19 protein-coding genes are annotated in these 19,926 nt (G+C 64.1%); 10 read left to right on the forward strand and 9 right to left on the reverse strand.

All coding sequences use genetic code 11. The annotated features are described in order from the left end of the window. Positions 1 to 211: 211 nt before the first annotated feature. Together RN01_RS15095 and rrtA are read left to right on the forward strand one after the other, a co-directional pair. Positions 212 to 2,761, forward strand: a complete 2,550-nt coding sequence (locus RN01_RS15095) for an ExeM/NucH family extracellular endonuclease (protein ID WP_039016683.1) — start codon at positions 212 to 214, stop codon at positions 2,759 to 2,761. Then, positions 2,692 to 3,411, forward strand: coding sequence for a rhombosortase (rrtA, locus tag RN01_RS15100; protein WP_223277364.1), 720 nt, complete (start codon positions 2,692 to 2,694; stop codon positions 3,409 to 3,411). Before RN01_RS15095 ends, rrtA begins: the two co-directional genes overlap by 70 nt. Here the strand turns inward: rrtA and RN01_RS15105 are convergent. After that, complete coding sequence (locus RN01_RS15105; RefSeq protein WP_017511333.1) at positions 3,370 to 4,551, reverse strand: porin; 1,182 nt, start codon at positions 4,549 to 4,551, stop codon at positions 3,370 to 3,372. The genes rrtA and RN01_RS15105 overlap by 42 nt on opposite strands. Before the next feature lie 188 nt (positions 4,552 to 4,739). Continuing rightward, entirely contained in the window at positions 4,740 to 6,254 is a 1,515-nt protein-coding gene (locus RN01_RS15110) for an MFS transporter (RefSeq protein WP_024570484.1), read from the reverse strand. Positions 6,255 to 6,442: 188 nt separating this feature from the next. On the opposite strand from RN01_RS15110, the gene RN01_RS15115 reads away from it, so the two are divergent. Beyond that, complete coding sequence (locus tag RN01_RS15115; RefSeq protein WP_223277365.1) at positions 6,443 to 7,834, forward strand: MFS transporter; 1,392 nt, start codon at positions 6,443 to 6,445, stop codon at positions 7,832 to 7,834. 322 nt (positions 7,835 to 8,156) lie between these two features. Beyond that, positions 8,157 to 9,302 (forward strand): porin, encoded by a 1,146-nt coding sequence (locus tag RN01_RS15120; protein WP_011519405.1) that lies wholly within the window; start codon positions 8,157 to 8,159, stop codon positions 9,300 to 9,302. Between the two features lie 210 nt (positions 9,303 to 9,512). Here the strand turns inward: RN01_RS15120 and RN01_RS15125 are convergent, their stop codons facing one another. The 4 genes from RN01_RS15125 to RN01_RS15140 form a co-directional block, all read right to left on the reverse strand. Continuing rightward, positions 9,513 to 9,893 carry a DUF1090 domain-containing protein gene (locus tag RN01_RS15125; protein WP_017511331.1) on the reverse strand — a complete coding sequence of 127 codons (381 nt, stop codon included), beginning with the start codon at positions 9,891 to 9,893 and terminating at the stop codon, positions 9,513 to 9,515. 219 nt (positions 9,894 to 10,112) lie between these two features. Further along, complete coding sequence (locus tag RN01_RS15130) at positions 10,113 to 11,093, reverse strand: helix-turn-helix domain-containing GNAT family N-acetyltransferase (RefSeq protein ID WP_017511330.1); 981 nt, start codon at positions 11,091 to 11,093, stop codon at positions 10,113 to 10,115. Positions 11,094 to 11,411: 318 nt separating this feature from the next. Then, entirely contained in the window at positions 11,412 to 12,737 is a 1,326-nt protein-coding gene (locus RN01_RS15135; RefSeq protein ID WP_017511329.1) for an MFS transporter, read from the reverse strand. Positions 12,738 to 12,770: 33 nt separating this feature from the next. Beyond that, a complete protein-coding gene (locus RN01_RS15140) occupies positions 12,771 to 13,223 on the reverse strand; it encodes a MarR family winged helix-turn-helix transcriptional regulator (protein ID WP_011519415.1) in 453 nt (150 codons plus the stop codon). 239 nt (positions 13,224 to 13,462) lie between these two features. Between RN01_RS15140 and RN01_RS15145 the strand changes: the two genes are divergently transcribed. Next, positions 13,463 to 13,744 (forward strand): putative quinol monooxygenase, encoded by a 282-nt coding sequence (locus RN01_RS15145; RefSeq protein WP_017511328.1) that lies wholly within the window; start codon positions 13,463 to 13,465, stop codon positions 13,742 to 13,744. 127 nt (positions 13,745 to 13,871) lie between these two features. Then, the gene (locus RN01_RS34305; protein ID WP_017511327.1) at positions 13,872 to 14,024 is read left to right on the forward strand and encodes a hypothetical protein; all 153 of its coding nucleotides are present in this window, start codon (positions 13,872 to 13,874) and stop codon (positions 14,022 to 14,024) included. Positions 14,025 to 14,041: 17 nt separating this feature from the next. On the opposite strand, the gene RN01_RS15150 is transcribed toward RN01_RS34305, so the two are convergent. Continuing rightward, positions 14,042 to 14,641 (reverse strand): isochorismatase family cysteine hydrolase, encoded by a 600-nt coding sequence (locus RN01_RS15150; RefSeq protein WP_024571004.1) that lies wholly within the window; start codon positions 14,639 to 14,641, stop codon positions 14,042 to 14,044. A gap of 514 nt (positions 14,642 to 15,155) precedes the next feature. Between RN01_RS15150 and RN01_RS15155 the strand changes: the two genes are divergently transcribed. From RN01_RS15155 to RN01_RS33065, 3 genes are all read left to right on the forward strand, one after another. Beyond that, a complete protein-coding gene (locus tag RN01_RS15155; protein WP_024571003.1) occupies positions 15,156 to 15,734 on the forward strand; it encodes a hypothetical protein in 579 nt (192 codons plus the stop codon). A gap of 95 nt (positions 15,735 to 15,829) precedes the next feature. Beyond that, a complete protein-coding gene (locus RN01_RS15160) occupies positions 15,830 to 16,033 on the forward strand; it encodes a CsbD family protein (RefSeq protein ID WP_008649225.1) in 204 nt (67 codons plus the stop codon). Between the two features lie 60 nt (positions 16,034 to 16,093). Further along, positions 16,094 to 16,240, forward strand: coding sequence for a DUF3096 domain-containing protein (locus tag RN01_RS33065; RefSeq protein ID WP_008649224.1), 147 nt, complete (start codon positions 16,094 to 16,096; stop codon positions 16,238 to 16,240). A 51-nt stretch (positions 16,241 to 16,291) separates the two neighbouring features. Here RN01_RS33065 and RN01_RS15165 read toward each other — a convergent pair whose 3' ends face one another. Then, positions 16,292 to 17,557 (reverse strand): TIGR03862 family flavoprotein, encoded by a 1,266-nt coding sequence (locus RN01_RS15165; RefSeq protein WP_024571002.1) that lies wholly within the window; start codon positions 17,555 to 17,557, stop codon positions 16,292 to 16,294. Between the two features lie 137 nt (positions 17,558 to 17,694). Between RN01_RS15165 and RN01_RS15170 the strand changes: the two genes are divergently transcribed. Beyond that, entirely contained in the window at positions 17,695 to 18,264 is a 570-nt protein-coding gene (locus RN01_RS15170) for a YdeI family protein (RefSeq protein ID WP_017511322.1), read from the forward strand. A gap of 25 nt (positions 18,265 to 18,289) precedes the next feature. Here RN01_RS15170 and RN01_RS15175 read toward each other — a convergent pair whose 3' ends face one another. Further along, positions 18,290 to 19,669, reverse strand: coding sequence for an FAD-containing oxidoreductase (locus RN01_RS15175; protein ID WP_017511321.1), 1,380 nt, complete (start codon positions 19,667 to 19,669; stop codon positions 18,290 to 18,292). Positions 19,670 to 19,926: the final 257 nt, after the last annotated feature.

A 19,926-nucleotide genomic window follows, 5' to 3' on the forward strand; every position in this document is an offset into this window, starting at 1 on the left:
GTCACGCTACACAGGTAAAACGTCCCGGAGCATCAGGCCCTCGCCTACAGAAGGCGGGCCTGCGGATGGAAACAAGCGCGACCCGGCATAGCACCGGTCAAATGTATGCCAGCCAGTCATTGGCGCGTCATCGACGCCGCATAGCATCTCGCGCTTCGCAGTCCCCACAACACCCCGTGCCCAAGTCGCGCGATTCCATCCGAGCCAATCCATGCGTTTGCATTACACACTTCCAGCCGTGCTCCTCATGGCGCTACCCGCCCATGCCGAGCTGATCATCAGTGAGTACGTCGAGGGTACCTCGAACAACAAGGCCATCGAGATCTACAACCCCGATGCCACCGAGGCCGACCTGTCGCTCTACAAGATCGAGCAGTACAACAACGGCGTCACCGCGCCGAATGCCACATTCCAGCTCACCGGCAAGCTCGCGCCGGGGTCGGTCTACGTCATGGCGCACAGCACGCTGGCCGCGGTGCTCGGCTCCAAGGTCAATCAGGCCGTGACGTTCACGTTCAATGGCGACGACGCCCTCACGCTCACGCGCTCAGGTACCGTGGTGGACCATATCGGACAGGTCGGCTTCCAGCCGCCGTCAGGTTTCTGGGGCACGGCCACTGCCGGCACCAAGGACCACACGCTGCGCCGCAAGGCTTCGGTGACGCAGGGCGACACGGACATCACGGCGGCCTTCGATCCCGCGGTGCAGTGGGATTCGTTCAACGTTGACGACTTCTCGGACCTGGGCCTGTACAACGGCGCTGGCACCGTCACACCGCCGCCGGTCGCGGCAGTGTGTGGCGCACCGGCGACGCACCTCGCGGACGTCCAGGGCGCGACATCGACCTCGCCGCTGGCCGGCCAGAACGTCGAGATCGAGGCCGTGGTCACCGCCGACTACAGCGGCACCGGCGGTTTCAGCGGATTCTTCGTGCAGCAGCCCGACGCACAGCGCCGCAAACTGCCCGGTGTCTCCGAAGGTCTTTTCGTCTATGCGCCCGGCGTGACCGCGCGCGCCGGCGACCTGGTCCACCTGGTGGGCAAGGTCGAGGAGAAGTACGGTCAGACGCAACTGACGCTGGCTGCGAACGGCCTGGCAAGCTGCTCCAGCGGCAACAAGGTGACGGCAGTCGATGTCACGCTGCCGCTGGCTGACGCCAAGTCGCTGTCGGCCTATGAAGGGATGCTGGTGCGCCTGCCCCAGACGCTGACGGTCAGCGAAACCTACGAGCTTGGCCGCTATGGCAGCGTGCTGCTCAGCAACGGCCGCCTGCCGCTGCCGACCAACGTGGCCCCGGCCGCGAACGGCGCCGCCGCGCAAGCCGCCGCCAACGCGCTCAACCGCCTGGTACTGGACGACGGCTCCAACCTGCAGAACCCGGCTACGGTGCCCTACCCCGCCCCGGGCCTGTCCGCGGCCAATCCGGTGCGTGCCGGCTACACGGTCAGCGGCGTGCAGGGTGTGCTCGAGATCCGCTACAACGCCTGGCGCCTGCAGCCGGTACCGGGTGCCGCCGCCCCCGCGTTCAGCGCCGCCAGCAATCCGCGCACGGGCGCGCCCACGCGCCATGCCCAGGCTGACGTGCGCGTGGCCTCGTTCAACGTGCTGAACTACTTCAACGGCGACGGCAAGGGCGCCGGCTTCGACGACCCGAACAACCGTGGCGCCAAGTCGCAAGCCGAGTTCGAACGGCAGGAAGCCAAGATCGTTGCGGCCATCCGCGCGATCGACGCCGATGTGGTCGGCCTGATGGAAATCGAGAACGACGGCTACGGCGACCTGAGCGCCATCCGCCGCCTGACGAGCCAGCTCGGCGCTGACTGGCGCTACGTCGATCCGGGCCTGCCCAAGCTGGGCGGCGATGCGATCACCGTGGCGATCATCTACAACAGCCGCAACGTGGAACCGGTGGGCGTGCCCGCAACGCTGGCCATCGACGACAAGAACCGCCAGCCGCTGGCCCGCACGTTCCACCGCGTGGGCGGCACGCAGAACTTCACGGTCGTGGTGAACCACCTGAAGTCCAAGGGCTGCACCGGCGCCACCGGCAAGGACGCCGACCAGAACGACGGCCAGAGCTGCTGGAACCCCACCCGCCTGCGCGCGGCGGGCCTGATCGCAGACTGGCTGGCGACCTCTCCGACCGGCGTGGCCGACGTGGGCAAGCTGCTGATCGGTGACCTCAACAGCTACGCCAAGGAAGATCCGGTACTGCTGTTCGCCGAAAAGGGTTACGCCGACATGGTGGCGAAGTTCGTAGGCAAGGATGCGTACAGCTACGTGTTCGGCGGTGAATCGGGCTACATCGACCACGCACTGGCCACTTCCGCACTGGCAGATCGCGTGCGTGCCGTGCATGAATGGCACATCAACGCAGACGAGCCGATCGCGCTCGAATACTCGTTCGCGTACAAGAGCGCCGAGCAGCAACAGACGTTCTATGCGGCCGACCCCTACCGTTCGTCGGACCATGATCCGGTGCTGGTCGATCTGGCCTTGAACTCGCAGTCGACCGGTGGCGGCAGCGATGGCGCCAGTGGCACAGGCGGCAATGGTGGCTCCTCTGGCGGTACCTCGGGCACAGGTGGCACAGGTGGCACCAGCGGTACGGGTGGCTCCGGTGGTGCCGGTGGCTCCAGCGGATCGGCCGATTCCGGCAACTCCGGCGCCGGCTCGATGGACCCGTTCACGTGGCTGACGCTGGCCGCTGGCGTGGCAGCGCTGGCACGCCGCCGCTCGTGGCGCTCGTGGGCAGTCTGAACGCCCTGGCGCGCCGCTGGCCTGACTGGCGGTGGCGAAGCCCGGTCCATCCGGGCTTCCTCGCCGTCGCCCTGCTGATGCTCGCGCTGCAGGCGGGCGGCGCCACGATAGCCGATGCGTTGCGGTACGAACGCTCGGCCATCGCCAGCGGAGAAGTCTGGCGACTGGTGTCCGGCCACTTCGTGCATCTGGGCTGGACGCACTGCCTGCTTAACGTCGGGGGCGTGGTGGCGCTGGCGGCAATCCTGCCCGCGCCGCTGCGTGCGTGGCGCTGTTGCCTGCTGCTGGGCACGATCATTGGTCTGGCCCTGTTCGCCACCTTGCCCGCTCTGCAGCACTTTGCCGGCTTCTCCGGCGTCAACTACGGGCTGGCCGCGCTGGCGCTGCTGCCGCGTGCCCGCGCGGAAGCAACCGCCGCGCTGGTGCTCGGCGCGCTGATTGTCCGTGCGCTCTGGCAGTGGCTGGGCGGCGGGGACGCGGCGGACGCCGCATGGCTCGGCGCGCCACCGCTGGCCGCCGCCCATCTCGCCGGGCTGGCAAGTGGGGCAGCAATCCTCTTCCTGCCCCTGACGCGCCTGGACCGGCTGCCTGTCGGACCCGCCACCCGCTCAGAACTTGTGACGCAACCCCACCGCGATGCCGAACATTGAGCTCTGTCCGTTGGCCAGGGCATAGCTGTTGCCAAGCGACAGGCTGTTGGCATAGAAGATCGCGGCGGACTCCATCGCCAGACCCGCGTTCTTGGTGTAGGCCGCCGTCACGTAGACGTCGGTCCGCTTGGAGAACGCATAGTTGGAGATAGCCGAGATCTGCCACGGGTTGGCCAGGTGCGCATCGCCGAACTGGTTCTTGACGTTGTCGTAGTTGTACTCGAGCGTCAGCCCGATAGCCGTCGTGATCTGGTATGTCCCGCCAATCCAGTAGAAGTCATCGCGCAGGAACTCGGCCCCCTGCTGGTTCTTGTTCTGGCCCCACCGGTATCCCGCCATGACCTTCGCCGGCCCGATCGCGTAGCTGGCGCCGATCGTGGCCTTCTTGAAGGTGCCGGTGCCCGCGTTGGTCGGCTGCGCGGTGGGTGCGATGGTCGGATTGAACTGGTCGTAGCCCACCACCACGCCAAGTGGTCCGGTGGCATATACCAGTGCCGCGCCATAGGCCGTATCACGCCGGAACTGGCCCGGTACTTCGCCGTTGCCGCCGAGGATGAACGGGGCGCCCACGGTGGGCGGCAAGGCCAGGCCCGTACCGAACGAAAAATGCCCCAGCGCCGTGATCGGCCCGAAGCTGCCTGTGTACTTGATCGTGTTGTCCTCGCGGAAATTCGCGCCCGCCATGACCACGACGGGCTCGTACTGCGTCGCGTACGCGGCTGGCGCGAAGTTCGCCAGCGCTTCGAACATGGAGGTGTACTGCCGGCCCAGCGAAAGCTGGCCATAATCGCTCTGCAAGCCCACGAAAGCCTGCCGGCCAAACAGGCGACCGCTCTGCTGCGAGGTGCCGGTATCGAGGTTGAAGCCGCTCTCCAGCACGAAGACAGCCTTGAGGCCGCCGCCCAACCCTTCCGAGCCGCGCAGGCCCCAGCGCGAACCCGACACGCCGCCGGAATCCATGCGGAAGACGTTGTTCGACGGGCCAGGGTTGAAGCCATTCGCGGCGACCGGCACAGCGCCCAGATGGTTGGCGAACTCGAGGTTCGCATCGACGACGCCGTAGAGCGTCACGGTCGACTGGGCGTGCCCGACACTGGCGCCGGCGCATAGGATTGCCACTGCAAGATACTTCCGCTGCATCTTGAGCCCCTCCGCTTGTTGTTCTTCTTTATCCGGACAGCAAACGCCCCCCTCCACCGATGGCGCTCCCAGCCAGGATGGAATCTCTCCAGACAATCTTCCGGTACTGCCCACACTGCGGATGTTCGCCAGGCCACCGACGTGCCTGCCTGAACCAAGCGTATGTGTTGAACGCGCGTTTTGCCGAACTACTTCAACGCGCGTTGCGAAACCGCGACGATCGCGATGACACAGCACGCGCCCGCCAGCAACATCAGCAGATTGGCGGTGCCGATCAGCGTCGCCTGCTGGTCGATCAGCCGTGACAGGCGTGCCAGTTCGGCCGGGTCGATACCCTGCTGGAATTCAAACGGCGTCACGTGCGCAACCAGTTGCGTACGCGCGATCGCCTCGTCATATTGCAGCCACAGGCTGGCCAGCCCAGTCCCCGCCGCCGATGCGATCTGGCGCACGATATTCTTGAACTGATAGCCATGGGCGAAGTCGTCCACGCTGAACTCCGCCCACGTCAGGCCCGCCACCAGCATCAGCACGAAAGGCAGCGTCAGGTTCTGCAGCACAAGCACCGGCAGGATGACCTCAAGCGAGGCGCCGGGCATCATCCGTTGCGAGAGCAGCCACGCGGCCATGGCGAAGATCAGATAGCCCAGCGCGATATACCGCCGCGAGCCGGGCAGCGATGTGCCCCAGAACGTGAACGCAGCCGCCGCTGCGAAGCCCAGCAACGACGTGGTGGTGAGCACGGTGCCGGTGGTCTGGAAGGTGAACCCCATGCCGTTCTGCAGCATCGTGGAGATGACATAGGTCCACAGGCCGTTCAGCAGGTAATAGATGGCGTAGAACGACAGCCCGATCAGGAAGCGCCGCCCCAGCAGCAGCTTCGGGTTGAGCCACGGGTCCGGATGGCGGCGCAGATACACCATGCCCGCTGCGAAGAGCGCGATGCCGGCCATCGGCGTGAACGCCACCGAGGGCGAGTTCGCCAGTTCGTAGAACCGCAGGTCTCCCAGGCCATGCAGCAGCGTCAGCGCGCCCGCCCCGAACAGGATCACCGTCACCCAGTCCATCGCGTGATAGTCGACGTGCCACGGCGCCAGCGTGACCGTCAGCCGGGGGGGATAAGTGAGCACGACGAACAGCAGCGTGGCCAGCGCGATCCCCGCCTGGAGCACGAACACCATCTGCCATTCGGCGTTCTCGACCAGTTGCGCCGTGATCCACGGTGCCGCCGCCGGCAAACCCATGCTGCCGATATTGAATCCGATGAACAATGGCCGGCGCTCCTCGCGCGCGGCGGCAAGCTGGATGATGATGCGCGATGCCGCGAACAGCCCACCCGCGCCAAAGCCCTGCACCGCGCGGGCCAGCGCAAGCTCGAGCGGATTGCGGCTCAGCGCGCAAAGCGCCGCGCCGGCGGCGGCGATAACAAGCCCCGCCATGGTGAATCCACGGTAGCTGATGTCGTGCGCGAGACGCCGCAGCATCAGGTTGGCCACCACCGCGGCTGCCGCGTACGACGTCAGTGTCCAGAGAAAGTCCTCGGGGGATGCGTGCACGCCACCGCGAATGTGGGTGCCGGCCACGCCCATCATCGCGGACGCCCAGAAGTCGACCCCCGTCGAGCAGCCGAGGGCCAGGCCGATCATGTAGACCCGCACTGCGGACAACTCCGGATGCTGGCTCAGCAAGGGCTTGCTTGGCATGGGGGGCGACCACCGTTCTGACCGTTGGACGGATGGGGGCACTGGCCGGTCACGGCGCGCGGGGGGCGCGTCGGACGCGACGAAATCAGCATAGCAGATGCATACTGCCCGCACGCGGGCAAAACCGCGTGCCGCTATACTCCGTGGATCCCACGCCCTTGGCCGTTCATTCCGGCACATCAGACACCATGACGCCAGCCACTCCACCTATCGCAGTCGTTGGCGGGCAACCCGTGCCGAACGGCCATGCCGGGGCCACCTCCCGTAACGGCGCAAAGGTGCCGTTCGAGGCCGGCATCCGGTTGGCCGGTGTCGGCAAGTTTCAGTATCGCCTCTTCGTCATCTTCGGCCTGGTCTGGCTCGCCGATGCCATGCAGGTGCTGTCGATCGGCTTCAGCGCGCCGTCCATCGCCAAGACGTTCGGCATCACGATGCCCCAGGCGCTGCAGACCGGCACGCTCTTCTTCGTCGGGATGCTGGTGGGCGCGATCGTCTTCGGCCGCCTGGCCGACCGCATTGGCCGCCGCCCCGTGCTGATGATTGCCATCGTCATCGACGCGCTCTCCGGCATCGCATCGGCCTTCGCGCCAGAACTGTCCTGGCTGCTCGTGTTGCGCTTCCTGACGGGCGTCGGTGTCGGCGGCACCCTGCCGGTCGACTACACCATGATGGCCGAATTCCTGCCCAGCGACCGTCGCGGCCGCTGGCTGGTCCTGCTCGAATCGTTCTGGGCGATTGGCACGATCTGCCTGGCGGTACTGGCGCTCGTGGCGCTGTCCCATGGCGATCAGGCCTGGCGCGTCATCTTCCTGGTCACAGGCATTCCCGCGCTGATTGGCGTTGTCCTGCGCTTCTACATTCCGGAATCGCCGATGTACCTGAACCGTAGCGGGCGATCGGACGAGGCCCGCAAGGTACTGGAACGGGTGGCGAAAGCAAACGGCCGAAACGTCGAGATCCCGGCCCTGCAATCCGAAGTCGTCGCGCCGAAGTCGGTCTTCACGCTGTTCTCCGGAACGTTCCGCCGCCGCAGCTTCGCGCTATTTGCCGCGTGGGCGCTGATCTCGATCGCGTACTACGGTGTGTTCGTCTATCTGCCGATCAAGCTCGGCGCGGAGGGCTTCGCCTTCATGCGCGGGCAGGTCTTTCTGGTCGTCCTCGCCATCGTCCAGCTCCCCGGCTTCGCCTTGTCCGCGTACGGCGTCGAGCGCTGGGGCCGCAAACCCACGCTGATCGGATTTCTGCTGCTCAGCGCGGTCGGCTGCATGCTGTATAGCCTGGGCACGTCTCCCACGGTCGTGGTCGGCTCCACGTTGCTGATGAGCTTCGCGCTGCTGGGTACCTGGGGCGCGCTGTATGCGTTCACACCAGAGGTCTACCCGACCGATCTGAGAGCCACTGGAATGGGCGCGGCCGGTGCGGTGGCACGTTTCGGCGGCCTGTTCGCACCCGCGATCATCGCGCCAGTGATGGCCACGCATTTCACCCTGGCCCTCGCGTTGATCTCCAGCATGTTGCTGGCCGGCGCCTTCGCCATCGGCATCGTCAACGTGGAATCGAAGGACCGCGCGCTCGATTGAGCAGGGCCGACGGCGGGTCCCTGACTGAACCGGACAGACCCTTCCTCGGCCAATCTACCCCAGCATTGATGTCGGTCTGCTTGCCGCCCTGACCGACCGCCTCCCATGGCATGCCGTCCCCGCTGACCGCGACGGCGCCCTTCGCCATAGGGATAAATCCTCCCCCCTCTTGCTCCACATTGGCAGGACGCCCCACCCCTCCCGGAGGGGGTTCCGCCTCGGGCTGCGCGATCTAATGCGCATCAGCCCACCTCCATGTGCTGCCAGGCACCGGCAAACGGTGGGCGATCACAACACAAGACCAATACGGAGAAGACAGAGCATGAGGAAGCAGGCTTTCGCGCTGGCGGCTCTCGCCGCGGCCAGTGTCACAGCACACGCGCAATCGAGCGTCACGCTTTACGGAGTCATCGACGGGTCGATCGAGTACGTCAATCGCGTGGCGTCGTCCGCCGCCACGCCCAACCAGGGCGGCAGCCGCTTCGGCATGCCCAGCGTGGGCGGCCTGTCGGCGTCGCGCTGGGGCCTGCGCGGCGTCGAGGATCTGGGCGGCGGCAACCAGGCGCTGTTCGTGCTGGAGTCCGGCTTTCAGTGGGACACCGGCGCGCTGCAAAGCGCCCCTTTGTTCAACCGCCAGTCGTACCTCGGCATCCAGAACGCCACCGTCGGCAAGTTCTCGTTCGGCCGTCAGTACACGTCGTTCTTCGACGGCATGGCCAACTTCGCCCCGCTTCGCTTTGCGGCCACCTATGAGCCGGGCATCTGGTGGATGGGCCTGAACTACCGCGAAGACAACATGGTCAAGTACACGGGCCAGTTCGGACCGTTCCAGGCCGTGGCGCACTTCTCGTTCGGCACCGGCGTGGCCGTGCAGAACGCCACCATCCTGCTAGCCAATGGCGGCGCCGGCGAAGTACCGGGGCACTTCTCCGACAACACCGGCTACGGCGGCTCGCTGATGTACCTGAGCAACGGACTGGGATTCTCCCTCGCGGCGGATGAATGGCGTCCGGCAGCGGTCACCGGCCAGCCGGGCAAGATGACCAAGCTCGGTGCGGCGGCCCTCTACAACACCGGGCCGCTCAAGTTCACGGCCGGCTATCGCTACAACAAGGGAGAGTTCTCGAACGGCGGCACGCTGCTGCGTGACGACTACTGGTGGGCAGGCGTGAACTATCAGGCCACGCCGGCACTGGGACTGTCCCTGGCCTACTACTTCGCCAACGTCAAACAAGCCAGCGCGGCGGCGAACACCCCGACAAGCAATCCGCCCAACATGCATCAGGTCAGCTTCATCGCCGACTACAACTTCAGCAAGCGCACGGACGTCTATCTGTCGGCCGGCTGGGCGCACAACGGTGGCCTCAGCTTCGACGGCGCCGCCACGGCCTATGCCTTCAAGTATCCGACCATGACCGGACAGCAGAACATGATCGGGGTGACGGTAGGCATCCGGCAGATCTTCTGACCAAGAACCCTGTTCCTTGTCTCAGCCCTTGCGGTGGCCGGCAGCGGCCACCGTTCTTTTTTGGGGCTCTTCGTCGATTTGCGGGGCCTGGGAATTGACTCAGAACGACCCACAAGGGACGGTCGCAATTCTCCAAGGCGGCCATTCGCCAACGGTGCAAATATCCGACGATGCCTGGCCATATTCGCAGTCGCTTTCGGCCATGCTCAATTACTGCGGTACGTCCATCTGTGCATTTTCAAGCTCGACATGCGCTTCGTCGACTTTGCGTTGACGATCGGCGATTTTCTTCGCGCTCTTGCCGTTGGCCTTTGCTTCCTGCAGGTCACGCTCGCGTTCAGCCAGCTTCTTTTGCGCCGCGACCACCTTGCGTTGTGCGTCGCTGCGCAGCACAGCATCGGTGCAATTGGCATTCATTTGAGCAAGCGCTGCTTCGAGGCCATCTACGCGCTTCGCATTGCCGTGTGCTTTCGCGTAAGTGATTTCTCGCTCTATCGACTGGCGCTTCGCATCGCAACCGTCAGTTTGAGCGGCGCATACCATCGGGGAAAGGACCATGCCGAGCAAAAATGCTTTGATCGCGATATTCATGAGAGGCCTCGTAGTAGCGGAGCGTGTTCGTCGACTGTGCGTTCGGCAGAGATTATAGAGCGCTCGCAATTGGCTGCCCTGTCCGATCCCGTTCCTGACGAACAGTCCCCTGAATTGCCGACGACCCGGATTCACCTGGTTACGTTTTGTGAACAGACTACCTCCAAGCATAAGCGCAACTGGTCGCTCTCAATCGCCGCTCGCTAAGGCCTATATGGATCACGGCTGAGTTCGGGCAGAGCAGCGACTAAACCGTTGTTCGACAACGCTGGTCCCCCACTGGGTCCCCTCTGATTCGCTGGTCAATTGAAAACCAAATGATTCGTATAGGTGGCGCGCTGCATCCAGACCCTTGAACGTCCAAAGGTAGGTCTCACTAAATCGCTCGTCGACAAATCTCATCGCGCGCGACATCAATTGCCGCCCGACACCGGAACCACGCAACGAATCGTCCACGATAAACCATCGCAAATGAGCGATACCCGTTTCATCATCCCCATCGATTGCCACAGAGGCGAGAGAGCGACCATTTTCGGCGTAGAGCCATAGCGCCTTGCCATGGGCTGGCAATGTGCCAGCGAACTCGGCAAGTTCTGTCGCCACCTTCTGCTCGAAGAACGCGCCGAAGCCCCAGTGCTCTGCGTAAAACCGGGCGTGCAAGCTTGCTATGTCACCGATGCAGCCGGGTTGATAGCCCTCCTGAATCTGTGTGGCTATGACGCGTCCGAGGGCCGCTTCGGTTGAGTTGTCTTGCGCAAGCGCGTCGGCGTACAGCGCGAGAGAGCGAACCAGGAGTTGCTGGTCGGCAGGAACCATACGTCGAAGCGCACTGGACACCTGATCTGTCGCGAACCGGTCAATTTTTCTCCGGAGCTTCTGCCCTGCCTCTGTTAAATACAGCTCGGACGAGCGCGCATCCTCGTTTGCGACCTTGCGGTTCACGAGCCCGCCAGCCTCCAGTTTCGCAACCTGTCGACTTGTGTTTGATTTGTCGAGGCGCAAGATGTTGCCTAAGTCCTTTGCACTGATCCCTGGCGTTGCCCCGATTTCGATGATCGCGTGAACAGCCGAAGGCGCAAGATCACTGTCAGCCAAGGTCGTTCGCATGAAGCCTAATTCGCGAACCAGTTTTCGGGAAAAGTCCCGGAGCTCGAGAATCGTTGTGTCTCGGGATTTAGCAGGAAGATCAACAAGGTCCATGTGCGGGCTCAAACAAGTTGCGCATCGCAACCAACATAGTTGCGATGCACAACTATGTCAAGGTCCGTCTTATTATGATGTTGAGTTGTGGTGCGTTATTGCTCACCGAAACCGTACCCGCCCTCGCCTTATCCTGAGTCCGCCCATTCGGCATCCAGCAGTTTCATCTTCTCCAGGCTCTTCGGCCGATAGTGCAGCACGCGTGAGTCACGTGGTCCGCCGAGAAATCCTTGAGAAGCCGTTACCTCGCGCGGATGGCAAGGCCAAGGCTAAGGACATGCGTCTCTCCGCACGCCGGCGCGATGCCGACGCTGCCGCTCACTCGTCTTCCGCCTTGCTCATCACCACATTTGGCACTGACGCAGCGGGAGCGGTCACGAACGCCGTCTGGCGCGGCTTGTCGATGCTGTAGCGCAGGCGACCCGTCTCGATATAGAAGCGCAGGTTGCGATTTCTCATCAGATAGAACAGTCCGACGAGCGCCGCGGCAAAACCCGAAGCCGCCCCAACGCCCAGCGCCCAGCGCGGACCAAAGCGGTCCGCCACCCACCCCACCACTGGCGCGCCAAGCGGCGTGGTGCCCAGCGCAATGGCCAGCAGGATGGCGATTACCCGGCCACGCATCGCCGGCTCAGTCGAGATCTGCACGAGGCTGTTGGTGGACGTGGTGAACGTCTGTGTCGATGCACCGATCACCGCCAGCGTCAGGCCGAACAACACCGCATTCGGCATCAATGCGCCAAACATGCAGCCGACGCCAAAGATGGTTGCGGCACCGACCAGGATCGCCATGCGCGGCCGTGCCCGGCGCGCGGCCAGCAGCGTGCCGGTAACGGAGCCTATCGCCATGGTCGAACTCAGCAAGCCGTACTGTCCCGCGCCGGCATGAAACGCACTGACCGACATGGTCGAAATGAAGATCGGGAAGTTCAGGCCGAAGGTGCCGATCAGGAACAACATGAACAGCGCCGCCTTCAGGTCGGGGCGCTTCCACACGTACCTGAAACCTTCCAGAAAGCTGCCGCGCGAGCGCTGCGCGGGCGGCTTCAGGTGCAGCTCGTGCTGACGCAGCATGCGCAGCGCGCCGATCACCGGGACGAACGACAGCGCGTTGATCAGGAATACCCATCCCGTGCCGATCGATGCAATGAGCAGACCCGTGATCGCAGGGCCAATCATCCGGGCCCCATTGAACGAGGTGGAGTTCAGCGCAACGGCATTGGGAAGGTCCTCCTCGCCGACCAGATCGGAGACGAAGGTCTGCCGCGCGGGGGCGTCGAACGCGGTGACGCACCCGAGCAGCAATGCGAACACGTAGACATGCCACAGACGTACCAGGCCAGTGACGGTCATCAGGCCCAGCCCAAGCGCCAGCAAACCCATGGCTGTCTGTGTGATGAACAGCAGTTTGCGGCGGTTGAAGTGGTCGGCCGCATAGCCGGTGAGCGGCAACAACAGCATCTGGGGGCCGAACTGCAGCGACATCACGATCCCGACGGCAGTCGCATTGTGATGCGTGAGTTCGGTAAGCACGAGCCAGTCCTGCGCCGTGCGCTGCATCCACGTGCCGATGTTGGACACGATCGCGCCACTCGCCCACACCCGGTAGTTGAAGTTGCGCAGCGAACGGAATGTACGAGCCACGGACGTGTTCCCTATGGATCTATCGTATTGACGTTACGGCGCGACCAGCCGCTTGAGAAGCTCGACGCCGGTTGCGAGTTGCTGCTGTTCGGCAGCGGTGAAACGACTCTGGATGGCACGGTAGAGCCAGTCCTCGCGCGCCGCGCGGCTGGCTTTGACTTTCTGGCGGAAGGCAGGGGTCAGCGAGAGAACAGTTTGCCGGCCGTCGTTCGGATCGGGCGCGCCGCTGACGGCACCCGCCGCCTTCAGGACTGTCAGCGTCTCGCCCATGGATTGCGGACGCACATCCAGAGCGCGGGCGAGTCCGGCAACCGTTGCCGGGCCATCGCGCTCGAGCAGATGCAGCACCTGGATCTGCGAAGGCGTGAAATCACCGGCCCTCGCCTCTTCGCGCAACCTTCGGCGCAGCGTGCCAATCAGGGCGCGCAGGTCTTCGGCCGTGGCGTGCGCCAAAGCGTCACTTGCTGAAGGAGGGCTCTTGCTCATGGCATGCAATTAGAAAGGTTACCTTGCAAGGTTACCTTCCTATCTGGAACAGGTCAAATCGCGCCTCAGGCAGCCAGAAATGGGACATCAACTGCCATGCAGAACGCCAGCGCGCGCAATGCCCCGGAAAGACCAGCAAGGGCGAATACCGAACGTTTTGTTGGGCCCATGCACCTAGACTGAGCGGTCCGGTCAGGCTAGGATTTTCCGAAAATTACCCACTTGAAGAGGAGGAGACGATGCTGGCTGTTGTTGCGCAGATCAAAGTGAAACCTGGTGCCGAGGCCGAGTTCGAAAAGGTTGCAGCCGAACTGGTGGCGGCATCCCGGCAGGAGGAAGGATGCCTTGAGTACACGCTCTGGCGGACCGCTGAAACCGGACTTTACGCATTCACCGAGAAATATCGCGATGCGGATGCGGTCGACGCGCATCGGAAATCGGAGCACTTCCGCTCCATCGGCAAAGCAATGGGCGCGTTCATGGATGGCCCGCCCAACGTGCTGCGCCTGTCCGCAATCTGATCGCCTACGTTCCGGCGAGCGTCCATGATTGCGTCGACGACCCGACACCAGGGTCGTCGCCATCCCGGATGAAACTCCTGAGGCTCCGCGCCGTCCAATGCTTTTTGGAAGACATCGGACAATCATCATGCATCGGGTAGTTTTCAGCGCAATTGGACTGGTACTCCTGCTTGGCGCCATTCAGGGATGCGCGTCGTCAAGCGCCCCGGGAGGCCGGGAATCAAGCGTCACCGTGTACGGCACCGTGGATGCCGGCGTGAGCGTGACGCGCGACAAGTGACCCCTGCGCGTGCCGAATCAGGCACGCCCCTCAGTGACCAAGGAAGGCTGGGCCAGCAACGCCAAGGCATCGGTGAGCGAAAGCACCGTCGTACGCGATTCGAATGCCGTTGCGAATAGATGATCGTGGACGACCGGATCCGGGTCGTAGCAGCAGTCCTTCACCGTGAGCAGGCGGAAGTCCGCATCGCTCGCATGCGCCACCGACGACAGCACCACCCCCGTCGACGCAATGCCAACCATGATCAGCGTGTCGATCCCCCGGGCGGAAAGCCGCACCTCCAGGTCGGTGCCGAAGAACACGCTGGCGCGATGCGCGAGGATCAGCGGTTCGTCGGCCCGCTGGCCGAGTTCCGGCGAGATCTGGTCATTGACGAACAGGCCAAGCTGCTTGATGACCTGCCCGTTCCGGTTCAACGGACTGACTTCCGGATACCCCGCGCTGAAATGAATCTTGGCGAAATAGACGCCGACGCCCACCGCTCGCGCGGCATCGCACAGCCTGCGTGTATTCGACAGCAGAACCGGCGCGACGGACGGGAACAACTCCAGAATATCGGTCTGGTAATGCATGACCACCAGCGCGGTTCGCGCAGGCTCGATTACCGGAATCTGCATGATCATCCTTTCTGGCCTCGGGTTGATGGCAAACCGCTTCGATGCTGTGCCCGTCGGGACCAATGACGAACGCCGCTTGTTAGTTCGCGTGGTAGTTCGCGTAGTGGTTCGCATGGTAGCGCGGGCGCGGACCAGGGGTACCGTTGTCCTTGCTGCCAGCGCCCTATGCGGCGCGATTCATCGCTGACGCCGAATTTGACGTGATCAAGCATTGGCGCTCCTGAGGCGTCTGGGCCGTCGCGAAACTCTGCGTACTGTATCCCATCAAGGCCGAGCAACGATGTGCGCCGTGCGCCTGCCGTGCGCCTGCCGTGCGCCTGCCGTACGTCAGTTGCGCTCTCTGCGGTCCATCGTCGGAATCGTCTGACGCACCTTTCGGAACCGCCCTTCTGCTTCCCTCCCCCACCGCGAACCTAACCTTGATGCATGGGCGCACAGCCCTGCCCCCGCCGCCGGGCAGCAACGGGAGGGCCCGGCGGGTCCGATTGAATCCACTTTGAACAGGAGCTCGAACGTGATGAGTAAATGGCTCTCGGCAGTAGTGTGTTCGATGCTTGTTGCCACGCCCGCAGGCATGGCACTGGCGCAAGCCCCGGCAGGATCGAAGGCCGATCACGAAGCTGCAATCAAGCAGGCGGATGCCGACTACAAGGCAGCATCCGCGAGATGTGACGGCATGAAGGACAACGCGAAGGACGTGTGCAAGCTGGAGGCCAAGCGAGATCGCGACGTGGCCAGGGCTGACGCGGATGCGCGTCACGAAGGTACCGAAAAGGCCCACGCCAAGGCCATGAAAACCAAGGCCGATCGAGACTACGACGTGGCCAAGGAAATGTGTGACGACAGAAAGGGCAACGAAAAGGACGTCTGCGTGAAGGATGCCAAGGCCGCGCATGAGAGGGCCTTGGGCTCCGCGAAGATCGAGAAGGCCGCAGCCACCGGCAGCCCCGAGGAAGTCGCGCAAGCGCGCCGTGCTGCCCAGAAGGACAACCTTGACGCGGCATACGAGGCTCGCAAGGAACGTTGCGATGCGATGTCCGGCGACGCCCGGAGCCAGTGCCAGGCCGATGTCGCCGCCAAGTTCGGCAAGTAATCAACCGTCAATCATCACCTCCGCCAATTGCTGGCGTGCTCCCCCGGGCGGCGTCCGTATGTCCGCCTCAGGGGACTTCACTCAAGGAGTCAGATATGAACTGGGATCAGATCGAAGGCAAGTGGGAACAGGCCAAGGGCAAGGTCAAGGAACAGTGGGGCAAGCTCACTGACAGCGACATCACGCAGATCCGCGGCAAGCGAGACCAGCTTCTCGGCCGCATCCAGGAACGTTATGGCTGCACCAAGGAAAAGGCCGAGGATGAGCTGAAGGCATGGGAGCGTGACGTCCACTGGTAACCCATCGCTTGCAAGAAAGAAAGGCGTGCCACCCGGGCACGCCTGTTTCCGGGAGTCACCATGACCATGGTTACCAGTGCGGGACCCCTCATATCGTTGATCGCCGGCATCCTCATTCTGATCATGCCGCGACTGCTCAACTACATCGTCGCCATCTACCTCATCGTGATCGGTCTGCTTGGGTTGTTCGGCGGGCATCTACGCTGACGGCACCGCAGGCAACGTTGCCACTCCCGGAGCGGGAGATGGCCGGACACGTCAGCCGCGCAAATACGCCACGGCCCCCGACCCGGCCACGCGCCCGCTCGCGAAGCAGGCCGTCAGCAGATAGCCGCCGGTCGGCGCTTCCCAGTCCAGCATCTCCCCCGCGCAAAACAGGCCCGGCGATGCGGTCAGCATCAGTCGGTCATCCATCGCCTCGAAGCGGACACCGCCCGCCGTGCTGATGACTTCGTCGATCGGCCGCGCGCGAACGAGCCGCAGCGGCAATGCCTTGATGGCCGCCGCCAGCGCCACGGGGTCGTGCATCGCCTCCTTCGTCAGGACCTCACGCAACATGCGCGCCTTGACGCCGGTAATACCCAGCCGGCTCTGCAGATGGCTCGATACCGAACGCGAGCCGCGCGGCCGGCTCACTTCGGCTGCGACTTCCTCAGGAGAGCGTCCCGGCGCCAGGTCCACCGTGATGACCGCGAACCCGTGCGTCTCGATCAGATCGCGAATCGGCGCGGACAGCGCGTATACCAGACTGCCTTCGATACCGGTCTCGCTGATGACGAATTCGCCCTGCCGCTGCAATGCCGTGCCATCGACCGTCGTGACGCCAATGGCCACCGACTTCACCGGCTCGCCCGCATGTTGCGCGCGGAACACTTCGCTCCACGCGATATCGAAGCCGCAGTTGGCGGGCCGCAGCGGCGCCACGTCAACGCCGCGCGCCGCCAGCATCGGCAGCCATGCGCCATCGGAACCGAGACGCGCCCAGCTACCGCCGCCGAGCGCGAGCACAACCGCACGTGCCGCCACCTCGACCTCGCCGTCCCGCGTGGCAAAGCGCAGCACATGCCAGCCGTCGATGGGCGCGCCGAAACCGATCCAGCGGTGCCGCACGTGAATGCGCACCCCGGACTCGCGCAAGCGATGGAGCCATGCCCGCAACAGCGGCGCGGCTTTCATGTCAGTGGGAAATACGCGCCCCGAACTGCCGACAAAAGTGTCGATGCCCAGCCCGTGCACCCAGGCACGCAGTTTGTCGGCGTCGAAGCTGTCAAGCAGCGGCCCGATCCGGTCCGCGCGTGCGCCATAGCGGCGCAGGAAGGCATCCGCCGCCTCGGAGTGGGTGATGTTCATCCCGCCCTTGCCGGCCATCAGGAACTTGCGACCGACCGATGGCATGGCGTCGTAGACGTCCACCGGCAGGCCTTGCCCGGCCAGCATCTCGGCGGCCATGAGACCGGCAGGTCCTCCGCCAATAACAATGGCGCCATCGTGGCGGATGGGTTCTTGGGCAGGCACAGCGGGCATGGAATCGTGGATGGCGGAGGGCTGGCGAATTATAAGCGTTGCCACGCCGGTGGCGATCCTTCCACTCTCGCCGAATGCTCCCGGGCTGTGATACCGTCGATTCCCTTCGTCCGCCGCACAATCCCGTCAGGCATCACATGGACAGTCCAACACTCACGTTCGCCGATCAGCAAGCATGGGAAGTCTGGCTCGAAGCCAATGGAGGCTCCGCATCCGGCGTCTGGCTTCGCATCGCCAAGCGATCGGCCGGGGAAGCCACGGTGTCCTATGCGCAGGCGATTGAAAGCGCCCTTTGCCATGGGTGGATCGACGGGCAGAAGCAGACCGAGAGCGAACACTACTGGCTCCAGCGCTTTACGCCGAGGACGGCAAAGAGTATCTGGTCCAGGATCAACAAGGAAAAGGCCGAAGCGCTGATCGCCGCCGGGCGAATGCGTCCAGCCGGGTTTCGTGCCGTCGAGCAGGCCAGACGCGACGGACGCTGGGAGGCCGCCTATGCATCCCCGAGCAAGGCGACCGTGCCCGACGATCTGCAGCAGGCCCTCGACGCCAACCCCAAGGCCAGGAAATTCTTCGCCACCCTGAACAGCCAGAACCGCTTCGCCATTCTGTTCAGAATCCAGAACGTGAAGAAAGCCGAAACGCGCGCCAGAAAGATTGCCCAGTTCATCGAGATGCTGAACAAGGGGGAGAAGATCCATCCCTAAACCCGACGGCGGCACCAGGGCAACGCTAGGTCAGCGCCCGCAATCCCTGCAACACCGTCGGCACCAGTTCGGACACCGTGGGGTGGATATGCACCGCGCGGCTGATGGTCGTATAGGGAGCCCCGGCGTACATCACGTCGAGCAGTGAGTGCACCACCTCGTCACCGTTCAGGCCGAGGATCGCAGCGCCCAGCAACAGCCGCGTGTCGGCGTCGACGAGTATCTTCATAAAGCCCTGGCTTTCGCCCTTCTCCACGGCCCGCCCGACACGGCTCATGGGCCGCGTGCCCACCAGCACCTTGCGCCCTGACTGCCGCGCTTCCCGCTCCGTCATGCCGATGCGGCCCAACGGCGGGTCGGTAAACAAGGCATAGGCCGGGATGCGATCCGTCACCGCGCGCGGATCGTTATCGAGCAGATTGGCCGCGACGATCTCATAGTCGTTGTAGGACGTATGCGTGAAAGCGCCCCGGCCGTTGCAGTCGCCAAGCGCCCAGATGCCGGGGACGCTGGTGCGCAGTTGATCGTCCACCTTGATGTAGCCCCGGGCATCCGTCTCGATACCTGCCGTGTCGAGCCCCAGATCGTCCGTATTGGGCACGCGCCCGACGGCCATCAACAGGTGCGAGCCGTGAACTTCAGGCGCCCCGCCCGCGCAATCGAGCCCGACGGCAATATGGTCGCCGTCCTTGCGCGCGCTCAGGCAGTTGGCGTCGAGCCGAACCTCGATGCCCTCGCGTTCGAGAATCTCCCGCACGGCTTGCGACACGTCCTCGTCTTCCCGCTGAATCAGTCTCGGGCCTTTTTCGACGATGGTCACCCTGGCCCCAAACCGCCGGTACATCTGGCCGAATTCAAGGCCGATGTAGCTGCCGCCAACGATGATCAGATGCTCCGGCAGGAAATCGACTTCCATCATGCTTGAATTGGTCAGGTATGACACCTGATCCAGCCCTGGCATCGGTGGAATCAGCGCCCGGCCGCCGACGTTGATGAAGATCTGGTCGGCCTCCAGCAACTCCCCGTTGACTCGCACGCCGCGCGCGTGCTCGAAGCGGGCGTGCCCCTGATGGACTGTGACGTTGTCCAGCCCGCGCATCCACTGCTCCACGCCCTGGCTGGACCTGCCCGAGATTTCGTCCTTGCGTGCCTTTACCTGCCTCATGTCGACCGCGACCGGCCCACCGATGGTCACGCCATACTCGGCAGCCCGCCGCGCCAGTTGGGCGGCGTACGCACTCGCGATCAGCGCCTTGGTGGGGATGCAGCCGGTGTTCACGCAGGTACCGCCAAACCGCCCGCGCTCGATAACCGCCAGCTTCATGCCCGCGCCGGCCAGCCGCGCCGCGAGTGCGGGGCCTGCCTGTCCGGTGCCGATGATGATCGCGTCGAATCTCTGAGCCATCACGATTCTCCTTGCCGGGTACCGTGCTCGCCACCGGGCGAGCCACGAAGATGGGCGCGTCCGCGACATCACCCGGGCCGCCAGCGCCAGGACGGCGCCTGCCCGATGTTTTCCGGAAGCCAGATCCGAGCATAGTGGACGATCCCGACGTTCGCCGGCCGCGTTGCAGCGAACACGTGCCGCCCGCTTCCGGGTTTCCCCTCAATCTTGGGTATGAAGCGCGGTGCGACAATCCAGCCTGATCGCCCGAAGCAGGC

This window comes from Cupriavidus sp. SHE (assembly GCF_000812445.1).
In the GTDB taxonomy this organism is placed as follows: domain Bacteria; phylum Pseudomonadota; class Gammaproteobacteria; order Burkholderiales; family Burkholderiaceae; genus Cupriavidus; species Cupriavidus metallidurans.

Bases quoted from the DNA above. Each gene is read 5' to 3' on its own strand.
- RN01_RS15125 (WP_017511331.1), bottom strand. From the start codon at position 9,893: ATGAATATCGCGATCAAAGCATTTTTGCTCGGCATGGTCCTTTCCCCG.
- RN01_RS15095 (WP_039016683.1), top strand. From the start codon at position 212: ATGCGTTTGCATTACACACTTCCAGCCGTGCTCCTCATGGCGCTACCC.
- RN01_RS15150 (WP_024571004.1), bottom strand. From the start codon at position 14,641: ATGCAGATTCCGGTAATCGAGCCTGCGCGAACCGCGCTGGTGGTCATG.
- RN01_RS15115 (WP_223277365.1), top strand. From the start codon at position 6,443: ATGACGCCAGCCACTCCACCTATCGCAGTCGTTGGCGGGCAACCCGTG.
- RN01_RS15170 (WP_017511322.1), top strand. From the start codon at position 17,695: ATGGACAGTCCAACACTCACGTTCGCCGATCAGCAAGCATGGGAAGTC.
- RN01_RS15130 (WP_017511330.1), bottom strand. From the start codon at position 11,093: ATGGACCTTGTTGATCTTCCTGCTAAATCCCGAGACACAACGATTCTC.
- RN01_RS15140 (WP_011519415.1), bottom strand. From the start codon at position 13,223: ATGAGCAAGAGCCCTCCTTCAGCAAGTGACGCTTTGGCGCACGCCACG.
- RN01_RS15105 (WP_017511333.1), bottom strand. From the start codon at position 4,551: ATGCAGCGGAAGTATCTTGCAGTGGCAATCCTATGCGCCGGCGCCAGT.
- RN01_RS15160 (WP_008649225.1), top strand. From the start codon at position 15,830: ATGAACTGGGATCAGATCGAAGGCAAGTGGGAACAGGCCAAGGGCAAG.
- RN01_RS33065 (WP_008649224.1), top strand. From the start codon at position 16,094: ATGACCATGGTTACCAGTGCGGGACCCCTCATATCGTTGATCGCCGGC.
- RN01_RS15110 (WP_024570484.1), bottom strand. From the start codon at position 6,254: ATGCCAAGCAAGCCCTTGCTGAGCCAGCATCCGGAGTTGTCCGCAGTG.
- RN01_RS15120 (WP_011519405.1), top strand. From the start codon at position 8,157: ATGAGGAAGCAGGCTTTCGCGCTGGCGGCTCTCGCCGCGGCCAGTGTC.
- RN01_RS15175 (WP_017511321.1), bottom strand. From the start codon at position 19,669: ATGGCTCAGAGATTCGACGCGATCATCATCGGCACCGGACAGGCAGGC.
- RN01_RS34305 (WP_017511327.1), top strand. From the start codon at position 13,872: ATGCATCGGGTAGTTTTCAGCGCAATTGGACTGGTACTCCTGCTTGGC.
- RN01_RS15165 (WP_024571002.1), bottom strand. From the start codon at position 17,557: ATGCCCGCTGTGCCTGCCCAAGAACCCATCCGCCACGATGGCGCCATT.
- RN01_RS15145 (WP_017511328.1), top strand. From the start codon at position 13,463: ATGCTGGCTGTTGTTGCGCAGATCAAAGTGAAACCTGGTGCCGAGGCC.